Here is a 21551-nt window from a genome sequence, read left to right as displayed (position 1 = left end):
GACCCTACATTTTTATATAATTCTCTATCGTATATTATTGAATTATAGTTCTTCCTTTATAAGCAATATTGTCTCTTTCAAAGGAGGAAGGTGTTTACGTATCACTGTCCAGATAATTTCATAATCAATATTGGCATATTCATGCGAAATAATATTCCGTAAACCAATCACTTTACGCCAGGGAATCTGCGGATACCGGATAAACAAAGCCTGTCTGGTCTTATCGTCAATGGCTTTTATTGTCTCACCAATAACCTGCAAACGCAAAATACAAGCATCAAGTATTGTCATCCCCCACGGTGTTTGCAAGAAATCATCAATATTCTGATAACTCTTACACCGCTCCTCAATCACTTCAACAGACTCTAATATTTGAGCTAACTTATCCGTAATTTCCTCTTTAAATGTAGATTCCATCCTGTTCTATTCTTTTAAGCAATAAATCACGCAACCCTTTTCGCAAACGAAGCAAATCAACTTTGCAGCCACACAGAGATTCAAGTGTTTCCCGAATATCAAACATCGTGAACGGATCTGCCTCTTCCAACTCTACGAACACATCTAAATCGCTATCCAACCGATGCTCCCCCCGGGCAACAGAACCAAAAATACCGATTGAGCGAATACCATATTTAGAGGCAAACCTCTCTTTAAATTGCCTAACATCAGCTATATATTCATTTTTAGTTTTCATCATTCATTCTCAACTATTAGTAACATGATGCGTAAAGATACAAACTATTGAATAAATAACAGAATCTTTTGAGAAAAAACAAATAGTTATCCTCCTTCAGTCAAAACCGTACCTGCACCTGAGCCTGCACCAGATCCGAAGGATCGTTATGTTTCGGACTCAAACGAGTGTATTGAACCTGAAGACGACACTTCGGATAAAACCAATATTGTAAACCAGCCATATAATTTGATTGCTTATCTTCTGCAACGACATCCCGGTTTAGATATTCATAAGAAGCAACGGCTTCCACATTACGAATAATCCGGACACATCCCGTAGCATACCCCCCGTTACTTTTCACATCAGCATCTTTGCCTAACATAAATTCCGTACGCAGGCTCGCCTTTTTTCCTGTTAAGAAAGCTCCCACACTCCAACGGTTGCGCCGGTAGTTTTCACCCGGTTCTATTCCATGAATTGGTGCTCCCGCAACAGAATGTCCCTTACCGATAACAACGGAAGTACCCACAGTAAGCCACTCTAAAGGGTTCACCGACAGATAGCCCACTACATCCTTTTGAGAATTCTTATCTTTTGTATTTATACCTTGCCCGTTCATCAACGCCACTTTATAAGTCAGCAGTTTTTTAAACAAATCGCCATAAATCATCAAACCAATATCCCGCCCCCCGCTTGCAGAACAAAGGACATCACTTCCATTGATACCAACCAGATAACATGCCGGCAAAGAATAGCAATTTATCAGCTCTACCGTTGTAGGTGATAACTGATTTTCCATGGTATAGGGTGTTTTAAACTGCCCTACGCGAACAGACAGCCCCGGCAGGAACTGATAACTTGTATATAATTCCTGCAGAGAACTAACTGCAAAGTCATACATAAAATAACATGACCAACGTTCTGTAATCTTCCCGTCTGCCATAAAAATAACCCGTTTGATATCAAATGTATTATCCGGATCAGCTGCACTGTTATAGGTATATCCCAACTGGGCATATGCCGACAAGTTAATACGTTCTTTCAGGGTATTCACCACTTTACCCAATGTCTCTTGTGCCACCAGATCAATAGGAAGCAGAAGGATAAATATAAAAAGGAGTGTGTTTCGCATAGTAGTTTTTATAAATGAAAACTATAAACCGATCTATTGTCCGGAATGCGCAAATGTATATAAAATTATTCTTTTTCGTACCAAAACAAATCGTTACTTTTATAAAACACGAACAAAAAGTCAGAAAGATGAAAAATTAAAAAGTACATGGGATGATCTTTATAAATAATCCCATGTACATATAGTTCTTTAACAAAAGACGAGTCCAAAACTCATTCTCCTATTTTTACCACACCTGTCCCATCATCATAGAATACGGCAGGCCCCAGAAAAGCAGGCATCGGGCAAGTAGAATAATCATCATCGCTGCAACTGAAATGGTTGTGTGTAATATACTCATATTTAACCATCAATTCCTGCTCATCTTTACACAACCAGTAATTTCGATGAAAACGATCTTCGTTGGCATAATCGTAACTATCAAAACAGGGATACAGCCTCGAATATTCCAATATAAGCTGCCCTTTGTGATTCATCAAAACATAAAATCCGTGTTTCTGTATTATAACGCCAGGCTGATAGGTTTCATCTCTCCTGCAAAAATCCCTGAAACTCATATATTCTATACCATTCAGTTCAAAAGGTTTAGTTCCTGCCTGACTTACCAATGAAAGCATTTTAGGTTTCTCTGTGTTTTCTTCCATCTTCTTTTCTTTGACGATTTCAACCTCCTCCCGATTCTTTGCCAAGGTCCTCGGTCCCGACATAAAATGGAAAAGGACAGTAGCATCCCAACGAAACAAAGTCCTTATACCTTGATCGATTTTCAATTGTCTATTTACAACATCCATTCCGGAGTAACAGAACCTCCAGCCTTGTTCTTGTTTAGATTCAATCAATCTTAATATTTCAAGCCCCCAATGCCCTTTAACCGTATTGTTTCGTCCCCCGGAGATTATATTTATAGAAACAGTGTCCTCCCGGTTTGAAATACCTCGCTGAACCTTTTCTATAAAAGTATCAAGTACATAATAAGTACATCCATATCTATAATAAGAGGGTTCCTTATCAAACTCAATATCTTCCAAAGGGGCAACTTCCGTAAGATCCATCTCGTCTATAAGAATCTTATAGCTACCGTTATTATAACTCACCAACGTGAAATAATGAAAAAAAACATCTACAGAGGCTCGCTCTCTATGAGTCTTTAAAAACGAGTTGACATATTTCAAGACCTCTTCTTTCAAACATTCCTGATGTTGCAAGGTCTCTATCAGAAAAAGATAATATTTAGCCATATCATCTAATCATTATTTCACAACAAACTTAGTTTCATTGTAATACGAGCTTCCGTACATAGATCAGCTTTCCGGCTCGAGATACTCTCACAATCAGCACGGAAGGAAATTCTACCCCGGGTATTACAAGCTGTTCTCCGGTACCGGATTCCGAATAAATGTTACGACCCTCTACATTAAAAACTTCGACAAGATCACCAACAGACGTGCCACGAATCAGACAGACACCCTCCTGACATATACAGGATATTCCGTTTGTGTTCTCATTTTCAATGCCCACGCCTTCTTTTATATCTATGGCATAACTTGCATCTTCTTGCGTTATCTTTTCCTCCGACGGAGTGACCAATAGCGCTTCACTCAGTATAACACCATAACTCCCTTCCTTCAGCTCCGGATCAGCCTTCACCTTAATGGCTACCACTGCACCACTGTTACCTTTGAAGGTAGCATTCTGCATGGAAACTACCACCACTCTGTAACTGCCATCGTCTTTCTTGCGGAAATTGATCTGGTGCGAGCTCTTCTTGCGATCTGTCAATTGGATGGAGGGAGCCCACTCATCATCTTCATTATACGCTTCGACAATACTGATGCCTTCGGGAAACTTTATTTTAAACTCAAAAGCGCAGATATCCCGATCGTTCACCATATCAATATTACATATCCCTTCAGCGCCGGGAGCCAATGCCATCGCGGGAATAGACAGCGCAACCGGACCGGTTACGTCACCTCCTCCACCGGTGTTTTCAACATAAATACGATCAGTAAACTCCGGCTGTTTGATCGAAATCCCCGGCCTTCCATTCAGTAATGGAACAATAACAATATCCTTAACAGCCACCTCGTAACTTCCGGTAGTCACAGTAGAAGCAACCGATACCTTCATATCTACCAAAGCTCCGCTTGTCCCGCTAAGCGCCTGATTTTTCATGGAAAGAAGCACCACCATATAGCTGCCGTCTTCCTGCTCATTACAACTCAGCCAATGGCTACTCTTTTTGCGATCGGTCAGCGTGATAGCCGGTACGGTTTCATCATCTTCGTTCTTCATAGTACACAGGGTGACACCCTCCGGAAGCTTCACATTGAACTGCAAAGCAGTTACTTCCGTTTCATTGGTCAGGTTCAAAGAAATAGTCTGCTCCGTTCCTGCTTTCAAGCTACCAGCAGCCAAAGACAATTGAGCCGCCCCTGTATCACCACTCGAATTATTGACAGATACATGCCCCGTAAAGTCCGGTTGTTTAATCGTAGTTCCCGGTCTTTCGTTTTCTAACGGGACAATGATAATCTGGCTTACTGCCAAGTCATAACTTCCTGTAGGCAACATAGAAGAGACGGCAACGGATATATTAACCAATGCTCCCTTTTCTCCACTAAATGCCTGATTTTTCATAGAAAGGATGACCACCGTGTAACGTCCATCCTCCCGTCGATTGCAACTTAAAGAGTGGCTACTCTTTTTGCGATCGGTTAGCGTAATGGCAGGCACCTCCTCTTCGTCTTCATTGATTATGGTGTTAACAGACAAACCTTCCGGTAGTATCACATCAAACTGTAAAGCAGTCACCGAAAGAGAATTTACCAAATCGAAAGAAAGTGTCGCATTAGTACCTGCCGACAACGTAGCAGGTGCTAAAGTCAGTTGTGCCGTTCCGGCTGCAGAAGCGTTGTTTTCCGCCTGCACAAGTGCTGTATAAGCAAAAAGAAAAAAGCAAATACAAGCTAATCTTACTATAAATCTCTTCATCATTTCAGTCTATTTATTGTTTATCCAATATTAACTGGACAGTAGCTACCGCATCATCTACCGATACCTGTCCATCTCCATTCAGATCGGCATTACCCTCCACAAATGAAACAGAAGACTTGCCTAAGATATGATTGACGATCGCAACTACATCTGCCGTATCCACAGAACTATCACCATTGGCATCTCCTTTTACAATATCAGGAGATATTCCCCCTCCTTTTGTCACTACAGCTGTCACCACCAACGAAGGCAATTTGCCTTCCATCTGAGAAAAGACCTGGATAACTTCTCCCTCCTTCATTGCCCCAAGTGATACTTCCCACGAGTTATCGAGTATAGTCGATGAATAGATGCCTTCACCGGCTATCACTGTAATTTTTCCACCCGTAGGAGCGGTCCCTTTAACCAAACATTTGCTGCCGGCTTCACACGAAGTGACAGTCGGATAATCGGTCTGCGCTTTCAAATAAGGATAAGATTCTCCTTCGGCAATGGTCCATGTGTTATTGAAATCCCAACCGATACCAATATACGTAGTAGAACGCTTCAACGTTTTTTCGCCATAAGAGGTTCCGTTCTGTTTGTTATCTTCAGCAACAATTTCTTTCCCGTTCTGAAAGAGTCGGGTTTTGGCCCAGGCGAGATTACCTGTACCAACAAGTTGAGAAATACGATATGGAATATAAGAAGAAGAAGTTGTACTTATTTCATCTGCGATACATACGTTATTTGAAATGTAACCATTACTTTTAGAACTTACCCCGATAATACCACCAACTGATTCCTTGCCTTTCATGCTTCCCATTACATAATTATATTTTACAAAATCAGAAGTACTATTAGTTATATAACAACCAGAAACGCCTCCTGAATGCTGACCAGTTGCAGAAACATTACCAGAAAAGATATTATTCGTTGCAGTACCTTTTAATCCCCCCACTATACCTCCAACATTATCTGTTCCCATAACAATAGTGTTGCAATAGCATCCTGTTATACTATTACCTAAGTATCCAACAACACCTCCAACATAGGATCTCCCTGTCACGACTCCACTTATAACCAAACAGTTAGCAATCATTGTAGATAATGAATAGCCAGATAATCCTCCTACATTATCTCGACCTTCTATTATCGGTTTAACCAATATAACATTACTTATTTTCCCATAATTGTACCCAAATAATCCTACATTATCTCGGCCTTTTATTATCGGCTTAACCAACATAACATTACTTATTGTTCCGCCACAGTTGCCAAATAATCCTATATAATCAAGAGACGAACGATCTATTTTTAAGCCATAAATACATTTGTTATTTCCATCAAATGTTCCAGAAAATGATGTACCACCAGTGCCAATAGGCGCCCATCCGGCAGTAGGATTATTATCATTGATCCATTCCGTAAGATCAATATCATTCATCAGCTTATAAGAAGCTGTTAAATCATTCCTTACCTCCGACAATTCATATGCATCAGTTATCTGATAAGGGTCATTGGCTGTGCCTGAGCCATTTCCACTAAACTGCGCCTGTGCCCCAACAGTAAACAGAAGTAAGCATAAAAGAAATAAATATTTTCTCATCATCCTATTATTTATTGTTTATCTAAAATCAATTGGACAGTAGCTACCGCATCATCTACCGAGACCTGCCCATCTCCATTCAGATCGGCATTGGCCTCTACAAATGAAACAGAAGATTTACCTAAGATATGATTGACAATAGCAACTGCATCGACCGTATCCACAGAACCATCGCCATTGGCATCACCCTTTAAAATCTCCGGAGTATCTCCACTACCAGATGTTGCTACAGCTGTAACAAATATAGACGGCATTAAACCAGCATAACGAGTCATGACTTTCACCATTGTTCCTTTGGATATGGCACCTAATGTCACCGACCACTTATTATCAAGAATATATGATTCATAAATATCATTTCCAACCATGACATATACGCCACCATTTCCTGTAGCCGTGCCAGAAATACTTCCTTTATTTCCTGCGGTAAAAGAAGTTACTGTAGGAGGCGCACTCTGCCTCTTATTATAAGGGAAAGTTTCTCCTTCCACAATAGTCCACTGATTGGAGAAATCAAATTCCATACCCTCATAAGTACTTTGTTTCTTTAAAGTTTTAAGACCATAAGCTGTCCCATTATAATTATTATCTTCTAATGTAACAGATTTCCCATTTGCAAAAGCCTTAGTTCCGGAATAAGCAAAATTATTGGGCCATTCATTGTCAACGATTCGGTAAGGAGAAGAGGAAAAAGCACTAATTGTATCGGCCATTGATACATTATATTTTAGCAAAGTAGAACCATCGCTGATAAAATTTCCAGCTATTCCACTTACATGCTCCTCCCCTATAATGCCTCCCACAACAATATTTTGCAGACATTCACAATATGACAAATTACCTAGACGAGTCAGTTCACCTAAAATTCCACCCACATAAGATTTCCCCTGTACTTTCCCCATAAATGAATTATCACGAATAGATACTTTACAACTATATCCATAATTTGTAACACCCCAATTATTAGTAGATACATACCCATTTGCGCTTCCACAGATTCCCCCACATTTTGTTCCTTTAGCATTAATGACAGAAGAACTGTAACAACCTATAATACCAGCTGTAGTTACTCCAGGCACATAAATACTTACATTTAAACTTCCAACAATCCCTCCGACGCAATTAATTCCAGAAACAACTCCCCCAAAAACAACGATATTTTCAATATTGCAATGCTCTCCTTTTGAATTATTGTAAGTAACCAATGGGGCACTACCTACCAACGCGCCAACATTATCATTACCCGTCACTATAGGCGCCAGTAAAGCCAGATTCTTAATAGTCGTTTGCAACACATGCCCAAAAAGTCCAACATTATCCATTGTTGTTCTTTTAATATATAGCCCCTTGATAACTTTATTATTCCCATCAAACGTCCCTTGAAACGGAGTATCTGTGTTTCCTATCGGACTCCATCCTTGTGTTGGGTTATCCTCTTCAATCCACTGCTCCAAATCAACATCATTCATCAACTTATAAGAAGCTAACAAGTCATTTCTAACCTCAAACAATTCATCCGCATTTGTTATCTGATAAGGGTCACTGTCTGTTCCGGCACCTTTACCTCCAAATTGTGCTCTAACCAAAGTCGTGGTACATAATAAGAGACACAAGACAAATAGATTCTTCTTCATATTATTCTTTCTTTTAGTTATTTATTCCATTACTAATCTCACACCAAGTGTAGACATACTGTTTGAGGAAGCTATAAAGCTCCGCATAGATACCCTGCAATCATTGGCAGTATCACTGTAACTGCCTCCACGTATCACACGATTGCTACCCGATGCAGCCCCTGTCGGATTCGTTTGAGATGCGCTACTATAATTAGCATACCAATCCGAACACCATTCCCAGACATTACCACTCATATCATAAATATTCAATTCATTTGGAGTTTTCTCCGCAACAGGGTGTGTTTTAGCACCGGAGTTTCCACTAAACCAGCCAACAGAGCCACAAGAAGTATTTCCACTCCATCTCGTACCTTCACTGTTGTTTCCACCACGGGCAGCAAATTCCCATTCCGCCTCAGTTGGCATACGGAATCTTTTACCCGTCAATGAATTCAGCTTATTAATAAAGGCCAGGCATTGGTCATACGTAATATTGTAAACCGGATAGGTATCTCCACGCCCGTAAGTACTACTTATATTCGGATAACCTCCCGTCACTACATACCATAGATATTGGGTAACCGGAGTTTTACTCATATAGAAAGTAGAAACAGTCACTTTATGAACCGGTTTCTCGTCCGCATTGGCATTTACATCATAATTAGTGCTTGAAGAAGAAGTGGATTGAGCACCCATGTCGAAAGTTCCCCCTGTTACTTTTGCCATGTCCAACGTGGTCGAACCATAAGAAGTCTCTACCGTCAAAGTGGTATAAGGATTCACTTCCGTCTTGGTAGTTGTAAACGAGTTTTCCGCACCATAAGTAGTGCCTTTTTCATTGATGGCATAGGCACGGACATAATACTTCGTCTCAGGAATCAGCCCGATAGCTGTTTTAGCAAGCGAGGTAGCCTTTCCACAAGACAGTTTCTTATCCGATACAGTAGGGAAGGAACTGGTAGAATAACAAAAACCAGCATCTGCCAACGTTCCGTTTCCAAGCGATGTCACTGTTGCCGTAAAGGCAGCAGAGGTATTGCTGATAGTACCGAAAGTAATCCCGGACACGGCAGGAGCAGTTACCTCCAACGTGGTGAAAGTCATATCACTGCTATAGGCCGTTCCGGCTTCATTGGTGGCATAAGCACGAACATGATACAATGTATTCTCGGATAGTCCGGTAACCGTACGCCCGAATGCGGAGTTTGATGCACCATAACTGACTTTATTATCATTTATAGTGGGATTGGCTGACAGGCCATAACAGAAACCACAATCCGAAACTTTACCATCGCCATTGTCTGTTACGGAGCAAGCGAGTGAAACCTTTGAAACGCCTATTTCCGATGCAGTCACCGTTGATAAAGCGGGTAAAGTGATTTCATGAGTAGTAGTAAATGTCACATTGTTCCCATAATAAACCGTCCCGCCGGATGTATTGGCATACGCGCGTACATAATAAACCGTTTTGGGAGACAGCCCCTCCATTCTGCATGCAAAAGTATTGCCGTTGTCCGAAGAAACAGCTTTATATCCTGATATCGTCGGATTACTGGAAGTACTCCAACAAACACCGCGTTCCGTAACGGTATTTCCACCCAAAGCTGTAATCGTCCCCCCACTTATAGCAGCCTGATGGGTGATACTCGTCACCTGAGCAGTGGTCAAACTCAAATCACCTAATTTTGTTACAAACGTAACTTCATCTCCATAGGAAGTACCTATCTCATTCGTAGCATAAGCCCGGACATGATAAGTAGTGTTAGCAGAAAGATTCGTTAAAGTAGAATTGAAAGCACCGGTACTCTGGGTTTTACCAAGTTGGGTTTTAGTCGATAAATCGATAGTCGGATTAGCAGAAGTGCTCCACACATGTCCATATTGAATCAGTGAAGGCACATTACCCAGATTAATAATATTTCCGGAGAAACCGGCTTGTTCCGTACGTATATCAGAAGCGCTACCCGTCTCTACTGTCGGTTTAGAGGGAGTGCCGGAAGTGTTCAATCTCATCTCATTACTGTAGGAAACGCCCTCTGCATTTTCGGCATAAGCCCGTACATAATAGGCTGTATTGGCCTCTAAGCCGGTAAGGTTGTATGTAAAATCCTTGGGAACGATGCAATCTCCCAAATTACAGATCCCCGGTAAGTCTACAGTAGGTTCCTGCTCCGTACTCCAGCAGAAGCCATGACGGGTAACTTTGGCACTACCTATAGAAACAACAGCCCCTTTTAACTGTGCACTGTTGAAAGTAGGATTATCGATAGATATAAAAGATACGGTAGGTTTGGTTTTAGAAGGAATATTCATTTTAACCGGCACGGAGACCGACTGATCACCTACCTTAAGAGAAAGTTCTCCTGTATAATCTCCTGTAGACAACACTGAACGATTGACAGCAACTGTCACGACTTCCGAATAAGTAAATATCCCTTTTGTCTTATCAGGTACAATCCACTCATTGGAAGGAGTAAGAGAATAAGAAATAGTACCTGTACCCGTATTTGTCAATGTCAATTGCATGGAAGAGGTAATGGAACCAAAATCTAACTCTTCGGGAGATAAACTAACAGCAATGCCGGCTACGGACATTGTCACTTTGACTACAGCACTTCCTCCATTGGAAGTTATGGCAATTGTCTGGGAATAATTCCCCCGGCTCAATTCTGTCCGATCCACAGATACGACTACAGAAGATTGTTCGGTCACCGTAGTGTTTCCGGAGGTGGGAAGACAAGACAACCACTGGGCGTCTTCACTTATTTGCCATTTCAGAGTGCTCTGCCCGCTATTTGTGATATTAAGCGTAAGCGTTGTGGCAGATGGCCCAAAATCAAGACTTCCGGGACTGACCGTCAATACCGGTGAGAGAGGTTTTAATTGTATATCAGCCTGCGTTGTCTCGGCAGCCATCACAGTCACCTCTTTCGTATTACTTTGATAATCATCTTTATTCACCTGAATCTTATACAGACCCGCTTCGATTGCATTGAATTCAAAACGTCCGTCACTACCTGTAGAAGAAGTCTTTCCCAAAGGAGTGAGAGAAACAGATGCACCGGAAAGCGGTTCCCCTGTCTGGCTATCACTCACAATGCCCACTAAATCACCGGTCGTATCGATCACATCTTTTGTACACGATCCAATAGCAACCAAAAGTATTAATACAACAACAGCTCTAAGAATTGCTTTCATCATAATTATATAGTAGTTTAATGCCCAATCATCATCACGTTCCAAGCCTTTAACGGACTTTTTCCGAATTATAGATTTGTTTCACCTCGTCAGCACTCAGCATACGGGTTTTATAAACTCTCAGATTGTCTATAGTCAGCGAAACCGGTGACAGCGACGGCTCATATTGGTTTCCTATCTTTCCTCCAAAGACAAATTTAAGTCCTCTATTGTAGTGTTTCGCATCAGACATCCCTTCCGATTCGGAGAATGGATTATCAGATTCGGTTATCTGATCGGTATAAATACCATCTACATACAAGCGAGTCGTAATTGTTGCATAAGTCGTATCATTAAAATCCGAAACCAATGTCACCATATGCCAAGCATCCCCTAAAGAATTATGTACAAACGAAGTCATCTTTGAGTACTGGTAACAAAGGTTATAATGGGTTACTACAAATTTCAAAAAGCCGTTTTCCATCGCTAAAACAAACATGTTGTCGTTCAGTTCCTTCCGAACCACATGGAATATATGACCGTCACTCAATCCTTTTACCCAAAACGAGATACTCATCTTTTTCTGGTCTACCAACCCGTCCGGAATAGACAGATAAGCAGACTCTTTTGCCGGAATCTTTAAGGCTTTTGTTCCATTATAGCTATCAACAAACGAACTTCCAATTCCTATTCCGGTCAGTTCCGTCTCAGTCTGATCCATTATTGCATCTTCAAAGGTATAATAGGCATATAAGCCGTTCGTCACATCTATAACAGGAGGATCGGGCGTATCACCCCCGGCTTCTTCCGCATTGATTGTCACACGAAACGATTCTCCATCTCCTTCTACCAGAATCGTTGTACTCATGCTACCTATCACTTTGGTACGATCCAAATCGACTTTTACTGTGCTGCTGTTGCCCATGCTTGTAGTGCCTGTTTTGGGAGTTACTTTTATCCAATCCACATCAATACCGCTGACTGTCCAATTTACATTCCCTGCATTGCCTATATTTTTAATGTCAAATGTCAATGAAGAATAATCTTTGCCAAAGTTGAGCACATTCGTATTCAATGCTATTTTGGATGACTTATTCTCTGCCTCGGCAGTGATCTTCAAAGCAAGTGATTCCTTATCTGCATTGATCAGAATCGTCGCCTCTTTGCTCTCCGTCAATCGTTCACGAAGCAAGTTCACTTGTATGGCATGACTTTTACCGGCTTCTACAGTTCCGGTAGATGGATTTATTTCCAACCAATTCACATTTTCCAAACCGGAAATATTCCAGTTGAATTTAGTTGTACCACGATTAATGATATCAAAAGAAAGGGAAGTGTTTTTTACTCCGAAGTTTAGTGTAGAGACACTTAACACCAATTTGGCATCTGCCTTTATTGGAGTAAGTGTAATATCACCGCTTATCGTTTTCCCGGTCTCAACATTTATCAGTTTGGTATTATTCGTATACCCCTCCTTTTGAGCCTGTAATTCATACTGACCGGATTCCAAGCTCTGAAATTCAAATGTCCCGTCGCTGCCGGTCGTCCGCGACAGGCCTCCCGGAGTCAATCTCACCGTTACATTACTTAGTATTTCACCAGTAGAGGTATCCGTGACTTTTCCATAAACTCTCCCGGTTAAATCTACCTCATCTTTAGCGCAAGCTGCAAATAAAAAAACAAATAAAAAAAAACAGCAATACCTCACATTCAATATTCTCATGTCCAAATTATTTATATTTAATAAAACTTTACGATTTCCACTTCCGAATTTTTAAACTGAGGCATCGCCTCACCAATATCAGCACCGATGTATGTAGGATCGCATACCGTGTACTTTTGCCCGTTCACCATCACATAATCCCCCTCTACATTTGAAGTGAACCGCACGGCTGTAGCCAGGTGTTTAGGATAATGCAACAACACAACATCAAGGTGTAGCAACCTGCGCACCAGATTGGAATATAAGATAGCCCGATCTTCACAATCCGAATAGGGGTAGTAGAAAGTTTCGTCTACGAAGAAAGGCCTCTCATATCCAAACTGCTCCTCATCCGTCATATATTCAAAGGCTGTCTGCACAAAGTTTATCAGCATATTCGCTGATTCTGCTTCTGTTTTACCGGCAATACCCTCTTTTAGGGTCGGTAGTATATCATCCGACAGTACATCACTCATAGGCGTGTTGGCATACATATCCCATTTACAACTGGGATAATGACTGTACAGATCCATCAAGTTCTGATCCACCTGTGTTTCCACGCTCAGTTGTGGATAACGCTTAGAAATCAAGCGACGAACCGGACTTAGCTTCTGATCCATCAGTTCAATCTTCTCGCGTATCATTACAGAACAGCTTTGAGATTGCGGAGAGAACTTTTGTGGAAATGTATAGTATCCTTCTGTCCCTTTCGGATCATCAACGGTATAGTATCTCTTTCCGTCTAATTTCAAATAAGAGATTTCATAAACATCCTCCTCTATGGCAAGTAACAACACCAGATGGCTACCTTTACGAGCACATTTTACATCATAACCACTTTGCGCCAATAAAAAGACCCGCATCAAGACTGCTTCATTCGAATAATTTCCTCCGAAAAAGGCATTACACAATGTACCTAACATCTGTACATAAGCATAATCACTTAAATGCATCGCTTCGCGCCAAGCCAAACAATCATCTACTACTTTATCCATACGGCCGTCAGCCAGTATTTTCCATTTGGCACTAACTACATTTTCGTCTACACTACTGAGGGTAAACTTATCCCGTTCTTCCAACCTCACCTTCAAAAGAGTACCATAAAAACGGGTATTAAACGTAGGTACAGGAGTAACAGATGGGCGTAAAGGTTGATCGAGTAGCGGATTTGACGGTGTTCCCGGAAGAGGTGCGGGAGTATCAGGCATAATATTTAGTGGAACCCGCGGTTGAGGTTTGGGTATGGTCACAATTCCTTTTACCGGTAACTTTACCGGTAGTGTATTGTGACCATCATCAAACTTTATGACCGGTTTTAGCGGATCCGGGCAGGGAGGAGCTTCAACACCTCTATAATGTTGATACTCTATCCAACGCTGTGCCAAATAATTTGCAAATTCCTTATTACGCTGGGCACGGTAGTTTTCAAACTCAGTACGCCTTTTCTGTCTATATTGCTCAAACTCTTGACGCCTCTGTTGGACATAACGATCATAATCCGTTGTCTGCTGAGCAAAAACGGATATAGAAAAGGAGAAGGACACAAGAAAAAGTAGTAGTAGTAGTTTGTTGTTCATTCGCTTTCGTTTGTTAGAATTAAATAAGGGGTCAGAACCGATAAGCGAATACCAGTCCGCACCCACCATTATCCATCACAGTAGGCACCAACGAGAAACTGGGTCTACCCGTAGGTTTCACAATGACCCGTTTGGCTCCTTTAGCGGCAATGGCATCTATCAGGTTATAAACATACAATGCCGCAGCCGCTCCAATACAGAAGTTACGCCCATTCTCCCAATTATCTGCTTTTGAACTATAATCCTTGGCAAATTTGGGCTGTTCTTTCATCTTTTTAATATAAGAAGAGCGCAAATTCTCGCAGACAATGATACCACCGATACATACGACTTCACCTCCGAGAATGCAAAGTCCTTTTGTCGTACTGCCCTTATACATTTGTCCCCAACCAGGGATTAATGAACGGGCAAAACCTTGCATGCCGTAATACCGGCTAAAGGAAATATCATCAAAAACAGGTGCATATCCTTTACGAGCGACAGCATACAGAGTATTCATTTTAAGCATACGTTTTCCACCTACAATTGTCTCTACCAGAAATTCATCTACTAACTTTGCTGTTAAATTAACCGGTGTCCCTTCTACCCGAAAAGAATAATTACTTTTCGTAACTATATTTTCCCTAAACCGACCATTTTCCATTGTAGAAGTCGTCTCATCAGTAGTCATACTAACTTCACTAATCCTCACAGACTGTTCTAACTCAATACGGGAAGCTAAATATTTCAAACAAAGTTTTTTCGCCGATTCTACATCTGTAGCTAATGCTTCTATACGAACATAATAAAAAGAAGAATTACTAGGATGAGGCAAACTGGACATCCAACGTGGTTCTTCTGTATTTGCAAACATCGGCAAACAGAAAATGAGTACCCACATTATCGATATAAAACGATTCATTCTCATTTCTTTTCTCGTTGTTTACGATATTCTTCCAAAGCAGAGTTATATACTTTATCAAATTCCTGTTCATTAAAACGTACTTCCAATTCTTGCTGCTTACCAAGTTCGTTATTGATCTTAGTACCCAAGTCTTTCAAAGATTGATTCATCTCAACACAAACTTCATAAGTCCAAACCCCAGCCTCATCTTGTGTCTTTTCCGAACAAACAACAGTCGTTTGAATAGAAGCATTATCAATAACTCCAATTACAGTCTGCGAACGTTTCCCCATAGATTTTATGCTTTTATTACTCTCCAAATCTTCGCCAAATTCTTTATCTACAAGACTAAAAGTACGATATAGATTCACCCCTATTTGAGTTTGGCCCCTCTTTATCGCATCTGTCATAGCCTTGCCCTTGTCATAACTACGTGCTATCCCATATCCACGAATTAGATTTGGAACAAAGACCTGATCTTCGCATGACATTGCTTTAGAAGATGCTGGATATTCCGGCTGAGAATACGGTACATTATAATGTTGTGCTTTCTTTGAACTTCCACAAGAAGCCACCAATCCCATCAACCCTAGAGACAAAACTGCAAATAAAATTTTCTTCATAAGTTTCATTATTAATGTTAATAATTAAGTTGAGTTTACTTGTCAAAATCTTAGGTCAAAGATAAATAAACTATCTTTTGCTTACAACCTGGGTTTTCCGACATTATCCAATAACAGATCATTACTCAATATTAACAGGACAAAAAATAAAGATGATAGGTATTATTTTATTTCCACGAAACTCCAATACAACTTTTTTTTGTGTACCTCCTTCAGTATCTGGGATCCATATTTTTTGTTTTTTTTCATACAATTACCTATAGAACTGAACAAAAAAATTAGATTACGCTATATTGCTTAAGCTGAAACGATGGGAGGCAGATGAATAATGAGGAGAGGAATCCGAGGACGGTTGCTATTGACACTAAGGACGGTTGCTACTAATTTATTGTAAAATAGAGGCTTCATTTCTTCCAAGCAGAGTCTCTACTATAGTTGAAAAGAGCGTCTGTTTGCTATAAACACGTTACTTCTCACATAATTTTACTCCATTCATCACCTTGACCTTTTTGCTGAAAAGCCTTATAGGAAGTCGTTTCGGGTTAAAGGACCGTTCGGCTCATGTTTCAGGGAAAAGATGTAGTTGCTTTTTTGAAAAGATGTAGCAGGTTTCCGAAAAAGATGTCGCAGTTTTTTCGACTTTTCTAGCCTTCACCCTCAAACACCTTCCTATAAGACTTTTCAGCAAAAAGGTGAAGGTGGTAAATGGGGTGTTTTTATTGTGAATAGCTCTATTAATCCCGTGTTTATTTATTGATTAGAACAAATCGGAATAATAATGAATCAAGGTATCAAAGAAAAGCATTAAGTTCTTCCATAAGAATAATCTACATCCTACGTCTTTTTTTACAATGAAATACCCCAAACATAAGCTAACAGGGCAAAAAGTGTAAATGACAGGAAAAATACAACATACTATTAACTCATGCACATGAAATTATAAAGAATTTATTTCCTAAATTCGCACCCCGACAACAGTATAAATTATAGAGGAAATATTAGGAAAATACCTGATACTATAATCAACTTATTATTCTTAAAAATTACAATTTTAATATAAACTAAAAGTTACTTATGAGTATCCCAACCAAAGTTGTCATCATTGATGACGATAAATCTTCAATAACCGTTCTTGCCAATGAGCTGAAGGTTTATCAAGATGTAGTAGTCGTAGCTACTGCATCAGATAGTTACGACGGCGAACAAGTCATACTGAAACATAAGCCTCAACTGATATTCCTCGATATTGAACTACCTTGTATCAGTGGCCTGGAATTTCTGGCTACATTACATTCCAAGATAGATTGGGATATAAACATCATTTTTTATACATCTTACGACAAGTATATGTTGCAAGCTTTTCGCATGGAGGCATTCGACTTTTTATTGAAGCCGATCAACAAAGATGACCTGTTACTGGTTATGAACCGATATTATTTAAATAGAAAAAACGCACAGCCTTCGCTTCTATCTTCGATTCATTATCCCATAGAAAAACCACTTCTGATAACGACAGTTGTCAATGATAAAATTATTCTGCGTCCGCAAAATATTGGGTATTTCCGATATAATTCCGAACGTAAACTGTGGGAAATCGTATTGGATGACTTTCGGCACGTTATCTTGAAACATAACACAACGGCAAATGTGATATTAAACTACGGAACAGAATTTATCCAAATACACAAAACGTATATCATCAATATAAACTACCTAAGCATGATACAGGAAAATGCCTGTATCATGTTGTATCCGTTCAATACAGTTACCGAACTGAAGGTCAGCAAGATATACAGAAAGAAGTTGTTTGAGAACTTTTATAATTTATAGAAGAATAAAACAGGATATTACGTCAAGGAGCTACTTCAAACGGATCACTATCGTGGTATCTTCTTTCCATTCAAAACGACATTTCTTATAGGCAGGCGCTCCCATTATGCCTTCGGCATTGTTGCTGAAACCGAACTTCTCCGTCGGACGGCCAAAAGAACCGGTATCCAGTATGCCATTCCCATTCTCATCCTGAAAAAGAGAAATAGCATACGCTCCGGCAGGTAAACCCCGACAAGGAATATTCAACGTAGTATCTGTCACCTCCACTTTAAACCCGAAAGCAGGCTTCTTCATGAATGACTCTTCCGAACTATAAATACCGACTAAAAGGTTTCCCTTTACATGTTCAATGCCCTCCACCTTGAGGGTTAACGTCTGGGCGCTGCCCATTACACTTGTTACCATAACTAAAAAGAATCACCCCAAAAACAATTGGAGTACTTTCTGGTCACTCCCAAAGAGTCATGGAATAATAAAAACAAATTCCACCCGGGGTTATAGTTATCAAAAAAAGAATTATAAATATTCAGAAGAATGAATCAAAAGGCTGAATAAGATCGTTGCGACAATCTTAACGCACTGATTTACAATAACAACAAAAATATAAAGACAAGGTATACAAAAATGTACATTTTTAGTATACAAGATAGTACACTCTTGTCATGCAAAAGTGTACAATCTTAGAGTACTGAATTGTACACTCTTGCATACGAAGGTTATATTGTTAAAATCATACGTTAACAATGTTAATTCACAGACAACCTATAACATCATAATAGGAATTACATTCAGCCGAGCATACTATTGTAACGATTTACGATAAATCAATAATTAATAGGAGGAATAAAAGGCAACACTATTGAGTTGAAAACATTTAACATACAACCCTTTTACAACATCTTGTATATCAATAAGTTACATACAAACTTTTTTCTCTACGAGGATCGGGTCGAAACTCTACGAGAAACGACCCGATCCTCGTAGAGTTTCGACCCGATCTCCGTAGAGAAACCTAATGAAGATTTATAAAACATGACACACCTATATAAAGAAGAGATGGCAATCAGTCTTTTATTGTAACAAAAAAAGAAAGATAAATATAACACCTCTCTTACCACACACAGCAACAGAAAATTGTATTTATTGAACAGACTCCTATTTACTCAAAAAGCCCTGTCCACCAAATTAAGTGAACAGGGCTTGTATACTTTGAATGAGTTTTTATATATTTACTTTACCGGAGTCTGTTCTAATGTAGCCACCAGGAAATCATAGAATTTTTGTACGGTAGGAATCAATGCACGTTCGTCCGGAGAGTGCGGTGAACGCAATGTAGGGCCAAAGGAGATCATATCCAGTCCCGGAATTATAGCACCAATGATACCACATTCCAACCCGGCATGAATTACTTTCACAGCAGGTTCTACGCCAAACTGTTTCTTATAAGATTCTTTCATTGCATGCAAAATCGGAGAATTTACATTCGGTTGCCAGCCGGAATATCCGCCTGTCATTGTTACTTTCATTCCGGCCATAGAGAAACAGCATTCAAGACTTGTAGTCAAATACTCTTTCATACTGTCACTTGAGCTACGAGCAAGAATCTTGATATCTGCCTTACCACCACCAATACTAATAATAGCCAGGTTAGAAGAAGTTTCTACGGTATCAGGAACGGTAGGAATCATGCGGGTTACCCCATTCTGACAGGCAAAGATAGCATCTACCAGATTATCCTGAATCTCTTCCGGAATCTGCCCTGCAGGCATATCTACCCGTTCGGCTTTGAAACTGATAGGAGTCTCGATAGCAGAAAACTCTTCATTGAAAAGATCCTCACAGTATTTTACCAGGCCTAACAACTCTTCTTCATTTTCAGCAGGAATAGTAACAATGGCAGAAGCCTCACGCGGAATAGCATTACGCATATTTCCACCCTCCCAGCAAGACAGGCGAGCTTCGTAAGTAGCAATAGCTTCGCGAACAAAACGTACAAGCAACTTATTGGCATTTGCACGTCCCTGATTGATTTCCAATCCGGAGTGTCCACCGCGTAATCCTTTCAATGTAACTTTGATGGCAATATCGCCCTCTTCGGGTTCCACCTCTTTATATTCAAGCGTAGCTGTAACATCCATACCCCCTGCACAGCCGATATAGAGTTCGCCTTCATCTTCCGAGTCAAGATTCAACAGGATTTCTCCGTTCAACGTTCCCGGTTTAAGTCCGAAAGCACCATACATCCCAGTCTCTTCATCCTTTGTGATAAGAGCTTCCAATGGACCATGTTTCAAATCTTTAGCTTCCAAAACAGCCATGATAGCAGCCACACCCAGTCCATTATCGGCACCCAGCGTAGTACCTTTGGCTTTCACCCAGTCACCGTCTATATAAGTTTCAATAGGATCTTTTTCAAAATCATGTATTGTATCATTATTTTTCTGGGGCACCATGTCCATATGAGCCTGTAAAATTACTCCTTTGCGGTTTTCCATACCCGGAGTAGCGGGTTTGCGGATAATAACATTACCAACTTCGTCTACAAATGATTCCAGTCCCAGGCTGTTTCCGAAATTAAGAAGAAACTCAGTTATTCTTTCCATATGTCCCGACGGACGCGGAATCTGAGTTAATGAATAAAAATGCTTCCACACATTCTGTGGAGCTAAAGAGAGGATTGTACTCATAACGAATTAATTTTAGGTTCTTATTTTCGTTGTCTATGAGTTAGTGGTAAAGCCACTAAACCATATATTCCCAACAAAACTACTAAAAAGGTTTGAATTCCGTGTACAATCAAGGCAAATATTCCTGCATCGGTTGCATTTACTCCGTAAAGCATCATCATCGAGATAACAGCAAAATGCCAGGGCCCGGCTCCGTTGGGAGTAGGAACGATCACAGCAAATGTACCCCCTACAAACATAACAAGTGCGGCAAGAATGCCCAGGTGAACAGTAAAATCAAAACAATAGAATGTGAGGTAAAAGTGAAAAAAATAACAAACCCAAATAAGGATTGTATACAAAATGAAAAGAGGAATATTTTTCACATTCTTCAAAGACATCACTCCTTCCCAAACATTAAGGACAACTCCCTTTACTTTTTCAAAGAAAGATAACGCTCGCATCAAATAGTAAAGAAGCACTATTACTCCAATGATGCAAAACAAAACGATATAGAACCATACGGATGTCAACAAGTGAACAATGGAAGGTATCTTAGTCCCGGTTTCCTCAAAGAAAGTGAGAAAAACAGGCATCTGTAATAAGAATGTGATACCGGCAATAAAAACAATGCAAATAGTATCAATCAGCCGTTCAGTAACTACCGTACCCAAAGATTTTGCAAACGATACATCATCATATTTGGCAAGGACACCACAACGGGACACTTCTCCTACCCGAGGTAATATAAGATTGGTAGCATAGGAAATGAAAATAGCATTTACACAGTCGCTCGTTTTCGGAAAAACGCCCAAAGGTTCCAATGTCTGCTTCCAGCGCCAACCGCGAAAGACGTGACTAAATACGCCAAACGCTAATGAAAAAAGCATCCACCACCAATTTACGCCATGACGTAACACATCACCCGCCTTTGCAAAATCGAAGTCACGATAGACCCAGTACAAGATAAAGCCTCCCAAAACTAATGGTAAAATAAGTTTCAGAGCCTTTTTTATTAGTTTCTTCATTCTTAATTCTTTATTCTTCAAGTAAAAGAATTACCTTTGTCGACTGCAAAAGTAAC

Annotated in this window: 16 protein-coding genes; 1 reads left to right on the top strand and 15 read right to left on the bottom strand. The window is 40.1% G+C overall.

Annotation, left to right across the window (positions count from 1 at the left end; genetic code table 11):
* Nucleotides 1–42: 42 nt before the first annotated feature.
* The 12 genes from ACESQI_RS12345 to ACESQI_RS12290 all read right to left on the bottom strand — a co-directional run bounded on the left by ACESQI_RS12345 (nucleotide 43) and on the right by ACESQI_RS12290 (nucleotide 15968).
* Nucleotides 43–417 (bottom strand): DUF86 domain-containing protein, encoded by a 375-nt coding sequence (locus ACESQI_RS12345; protein WP_002559307.1) that lies wholly within the window; start codon nucleotides 415–417, stop codon nucleotides 43–45.
* Entirely contained in the window at nucleotides 401–694 is a 294-nt protein-coding gene (locus ACESQI_RS12340; protein ID WP_182416594.1) for a nucleotidyltransferase family protein, read from the bottom strand. Before ACESQI_RS12340 ends, ACESQI_RS12345 begins: the two co-directional genes overlap by 17 nt.
* 100 nt (nucleotides 695–794) lie before the next feature.
* Nucleotides 795–1808 (bottom strand): porin, encoded by a 1014-nt coding sequence (locus ACESQI_RS12335; RefSeq protein WP_195571785.1) that lies wholly within the window; start codon nucleotides 1806–1808, stop codon nucleotides 795–797.
* 212 nt (nucleotides 1809–2020) lie between these two features.
* Nucleotides 2021–3046, bottom strand: coding sequence for a hypothetical protein (locus ACESQI_RS12330; RefSeq protein ID WP_373126194.1), 1026 nt, complete (start codon nucleotides 3044–3046; stop codon nucleotides 2021–2023).
* Nucleotides 3047–3080: 34 nt separating this feature from the next.
* Entirely contained in the window at nucleotides 3081–4802 is a 1722-nt protein-coding gene (locus tag ACESQI_RS12325) for a hypothetical protein (RefSeq protein ID WP_373126193.1), read from the bottom strand.
* Between the two features lie 10 nt (nucleotides 4803–4812).
* On the bottom strand, nucleotides 4813–6393 hold the full coding sequence (locus ACESQI_RS12320) for a dockerin type I repeat-containing protein (RefSeq protein WP_195448589.1): 1581 nt from the start codon (nucleotides 6391–6393) through the stop codon (nucleotides 4813–4815).
* 8 nt (nucleotides 6394–6401) lie between these two features.
* Complete coding sequence (locus tag ACESQI_RS12315) at nucleotides 6402–8024, bottom strand: dockerin type I repeat-containing protein (RefSeq protein ID WP_007484081.1); 1623 nt, start codon at nucleotides 8022–8024, stop codon at nucleotides 6402–6404.
* A 21-nt stretch (nucleotides 8025–8045) separates the two neighbouring features.
* On the bottom strand, nucleotides 8046–11207 hold the full coding sequence (locus ACESQI_RS12310; protein WP_373126190.1) for an SUMF1/EgtB/PvdO family nonheme iron enzyme: 3162 nt from the start codon (nucleotides 11205–11207) through the stop codon (nucleotides 8046–8048).
* Nucleotides 11208–11253: 46 nt separating this feature from the next.
* Nucleotides 11254–12906: a carboxypeptidase regulatory-like domain-containing protein gene (locus ACESQI_RS12305; protein ID WP_007484077.1), complete on the bottom strand. Its 1653-nt coding sequence runs from the start codon at nucleotides 12904–12906 to the stop codon at nucleotides 11254–11256.
* A 17-nt stretch (nucleotides 12907–12923) separates the two neighbouring features.
* Nucleotides 12924–14462, bottom strand: a complete 1539-nt coding sequence (locus ACESQI_RS12300) for a hypothetical protein (RefSeq protein WP_007484075.1) — start codon at nucleotides 14460–14462, stop codon at nucleotides 12924–12926.
* A 31-nt stretch (nucleotides 14463–14493) separates the two neighbouring features.
* Complete coding sequence (locus ACESQI_RS12295; protein WP_052322914.1) at nucleotides 14494–15363, bottom strand: hypothetical protein; 870 nt, start codon at nucleotides 15361–15363, stop codon at nucleotides 14494–14496.
* A gap of 2 nt (nucleotides 15364–15365) precedes the next feature.
* Nucleotides 15366–15968: a hypothetical protein gene (locus ACESQI_RS12290; protein WP_007484071.1), complete on the bottom strand. Its 603-nt coding sequence runs from the start codon at nucleotides 15966–15968 to the stop codon at nucleotides 15366–15368.
* A 1074-nt stretch (nucleotides 15969–17042) separates the two neighbouring features.
* On the opposite strand from ACESQI_RS12290, the gene ACESQI_RS12285 reads away from it, so the two are divergent.
* Nucleotides 17043–17798: a LytTR family DNA-binding domain-containing protein gene (locus ACESQI_RS12285; protein ID WP_007484069.1), complete on the top strand. Its 756-nt coding sequence runs from the start codon at nucleotides 17043–17045 to the stop codon at nucleotides 17796–17798.
* A gap of 30 nt (nucleotides 17799–17828) precedes the next feature.
* Here ACESQI_RS12285 and ACESQI_RS12280 read toward each other — a convergent pair whose 3' ends face one another.
* The 3 genes from ACESQI_RS12280 to ACESQI_RS12270 all read right to left on the bottom strand — a co-directional run bounded on the left by ACESQI_RS12280 (nucleotide 17829) and on the right by ACESQI_RS12270 (nucleotide 21495).
* On the bottom strand, nucleotides 17829–18206 hold the full coding sequence (locus ACESQI_RS12280) for a DUF2141 domain-containing protein (protein ID WP_373126187.1): 378 nt from the start codon (nucleotides 18204–18206) through the stop codon (nucleotides 17829–17831).
* An 824-nt stretch (nucleotides 18207–19030) separates the two neighbouring features.
* Entirely contained in the window at nucleotides 19031–20488 is a 1458-nt protein-coding gene (locus tag ACESQI_RS12275) for an aminoacyl-histidine dipeptidase (RefSeq protein WP_007484065.1), read from the bottom strand.
* 20 nt (nucleotides 20489–20508) lie between these two features.
* Nucleotides 20509–21495 (bottom strand): lysylphosphatidylglycerol synthase transmembrane domain-containing protein, encoded by a 987-nt coding sequence (locus tag ACESQI_RS12270; RefSeq protein WP_002559301.1) that lies wholly within the window; start codon nucleotides 21493–21495, stop codon nucleotides 20509–20511.
* Nucleotides 21496–21551 lie beyond the last annotated feature (56 nt).

Origin of the sequence: Bacteroides sp. HPS0048 (assembly GCF_964240755.1) — a bacterium.
GTDB lineage: Bacteria > Bacteroidota > Bacteroidia > Bacteroidales > Bacteroidaceae > Bacteroides > Bacteroides nordii.
This window is presented reverse-complemented; position numbering and strand designations above follow the sequence as displayed.

What these genes read in the sequence shown, in the direction of transcription:
- ACESQI_RS12345 (WP_002559307.1), bottom strand. Translation starts at nt 417, where the DNA reads ATGGAATCTACATTTAAAGAGGAAATTACGGATAAGTTAGCTCAAATA.
- ACESQI_RS12340 (WP_182416594.1), bottom strand. Translation starts at nt 694, where the DNA reads ATGAAAACTAAAAATGAATATATAGCTGATGTTAGGCAATTTAAAGAG.
- ACESQI_RS12335 (WP_195571785.1), bottom strand. Translation starts at nt 1,808, where the DNA reads ATGCGAAACACACTCCTTTTTATATTTATCCTTCTGCTTCCTATTGAT.
- ACESQI_RS12330 (WP_373126194.1), bottom strand. Translation starts at nt 3,046, where the DNA reads ATGGCTAAATATTATCTTTTTCTGATAGAGACCTTGCAACATCAGGAA.
- ACESQI_RS12325 (WP_373126193.1), bottom strand. Translation starts at nt 4,802, where the DNA reads ATGATGAAGAGATTTATAGTAAGATTAGCTTGTATTTGCTTTTTTCTT.
- ACESQI_RS12320 (WP_195448589.1), bottom strand. Translation starts at nt 6,393, where the DNA reads ATGATGAGAAAATATTTATTTCTTTTATGCTTACTTCTGTTTACTGTT.
- ACESQI_RS12315 (WP_007484081.1), bottom strand. Translation starts at nt 8,024, where the DNA reads ATGAAGAAGAATCTATTTGTCTTGTGTCTCTTATTATGTACCACGACT.
- ACESQI_RS12310 (WP_373126190.1), bottom strand. Translation starts at nt 11,207, where the DNA reads ATGATGAAAGCAATTCTTAGAGCTGTTGTTGTATTAATACTTTTGGTT.
- ACESQI_RS12305 (WP_007484077.1), bottom strand. Translation starts at nt 12,906, where the DNA reads ATGAGAATATTGAATGTGAGGTATTGCTGTTTTTTTTTATTTGTTTTT.
- ACESQI_RS12300 (WP_007484075.1), bottom strand. Translation starts at nt 14,462, where the DNA reads ATGAACAACAAACTACTACTACTACTTTTTCTTGTGTCCTTCTCCTTT.
- ACESQI_RS12295 (WP_052322914.1), bottom strand. Translation starts at nt 15,363, where the DNA reads ATGAATCGTTTTATATCGATAATGTGGGTACTCATTTTCTGTTTGCCG.
- ACESQI_RS12290 (WP_007484071.1), bottom strand. Translation starts at nt 15,968, where the DNA reads ATGAAGAAAATTTTATTTGCAGTTTTGTCTCTAGGGTTGATGGGATTG.
- ACESQI_RS12285 (WP_007484069.1), top strand. Translation starts at nt 17,043, where the DNA reads ATGAGTATCCCAACCAAAGTTGTCATCATTGATGACGATAAATCTTCA.
- ACESQI_RS12280 (WP_373126187.1), bottom strand. Translation starts at nt 18,206, where the DNA reads ATGGTAACAAGTGTAATGGGCAGCGCCCAGACGTTAACCCTCAAGGTG.
- ACESQI_RS12275 (WP_007484065.1), bottom strand. Translation starts at nt 20,488, where the DNA reads ATGAGTACAATCCTCTCTTTAGCTCCACAGAATGTGTGGAAGCATTTT.
- ACESQI_RS12270 (WP_002559301.1), bottom strand. Translation starts at nt 21,495, where the DNA reads ATGAAGAAACTAATAAAAAAGGCTCTGAAACTTATTTTACCATTAGTT.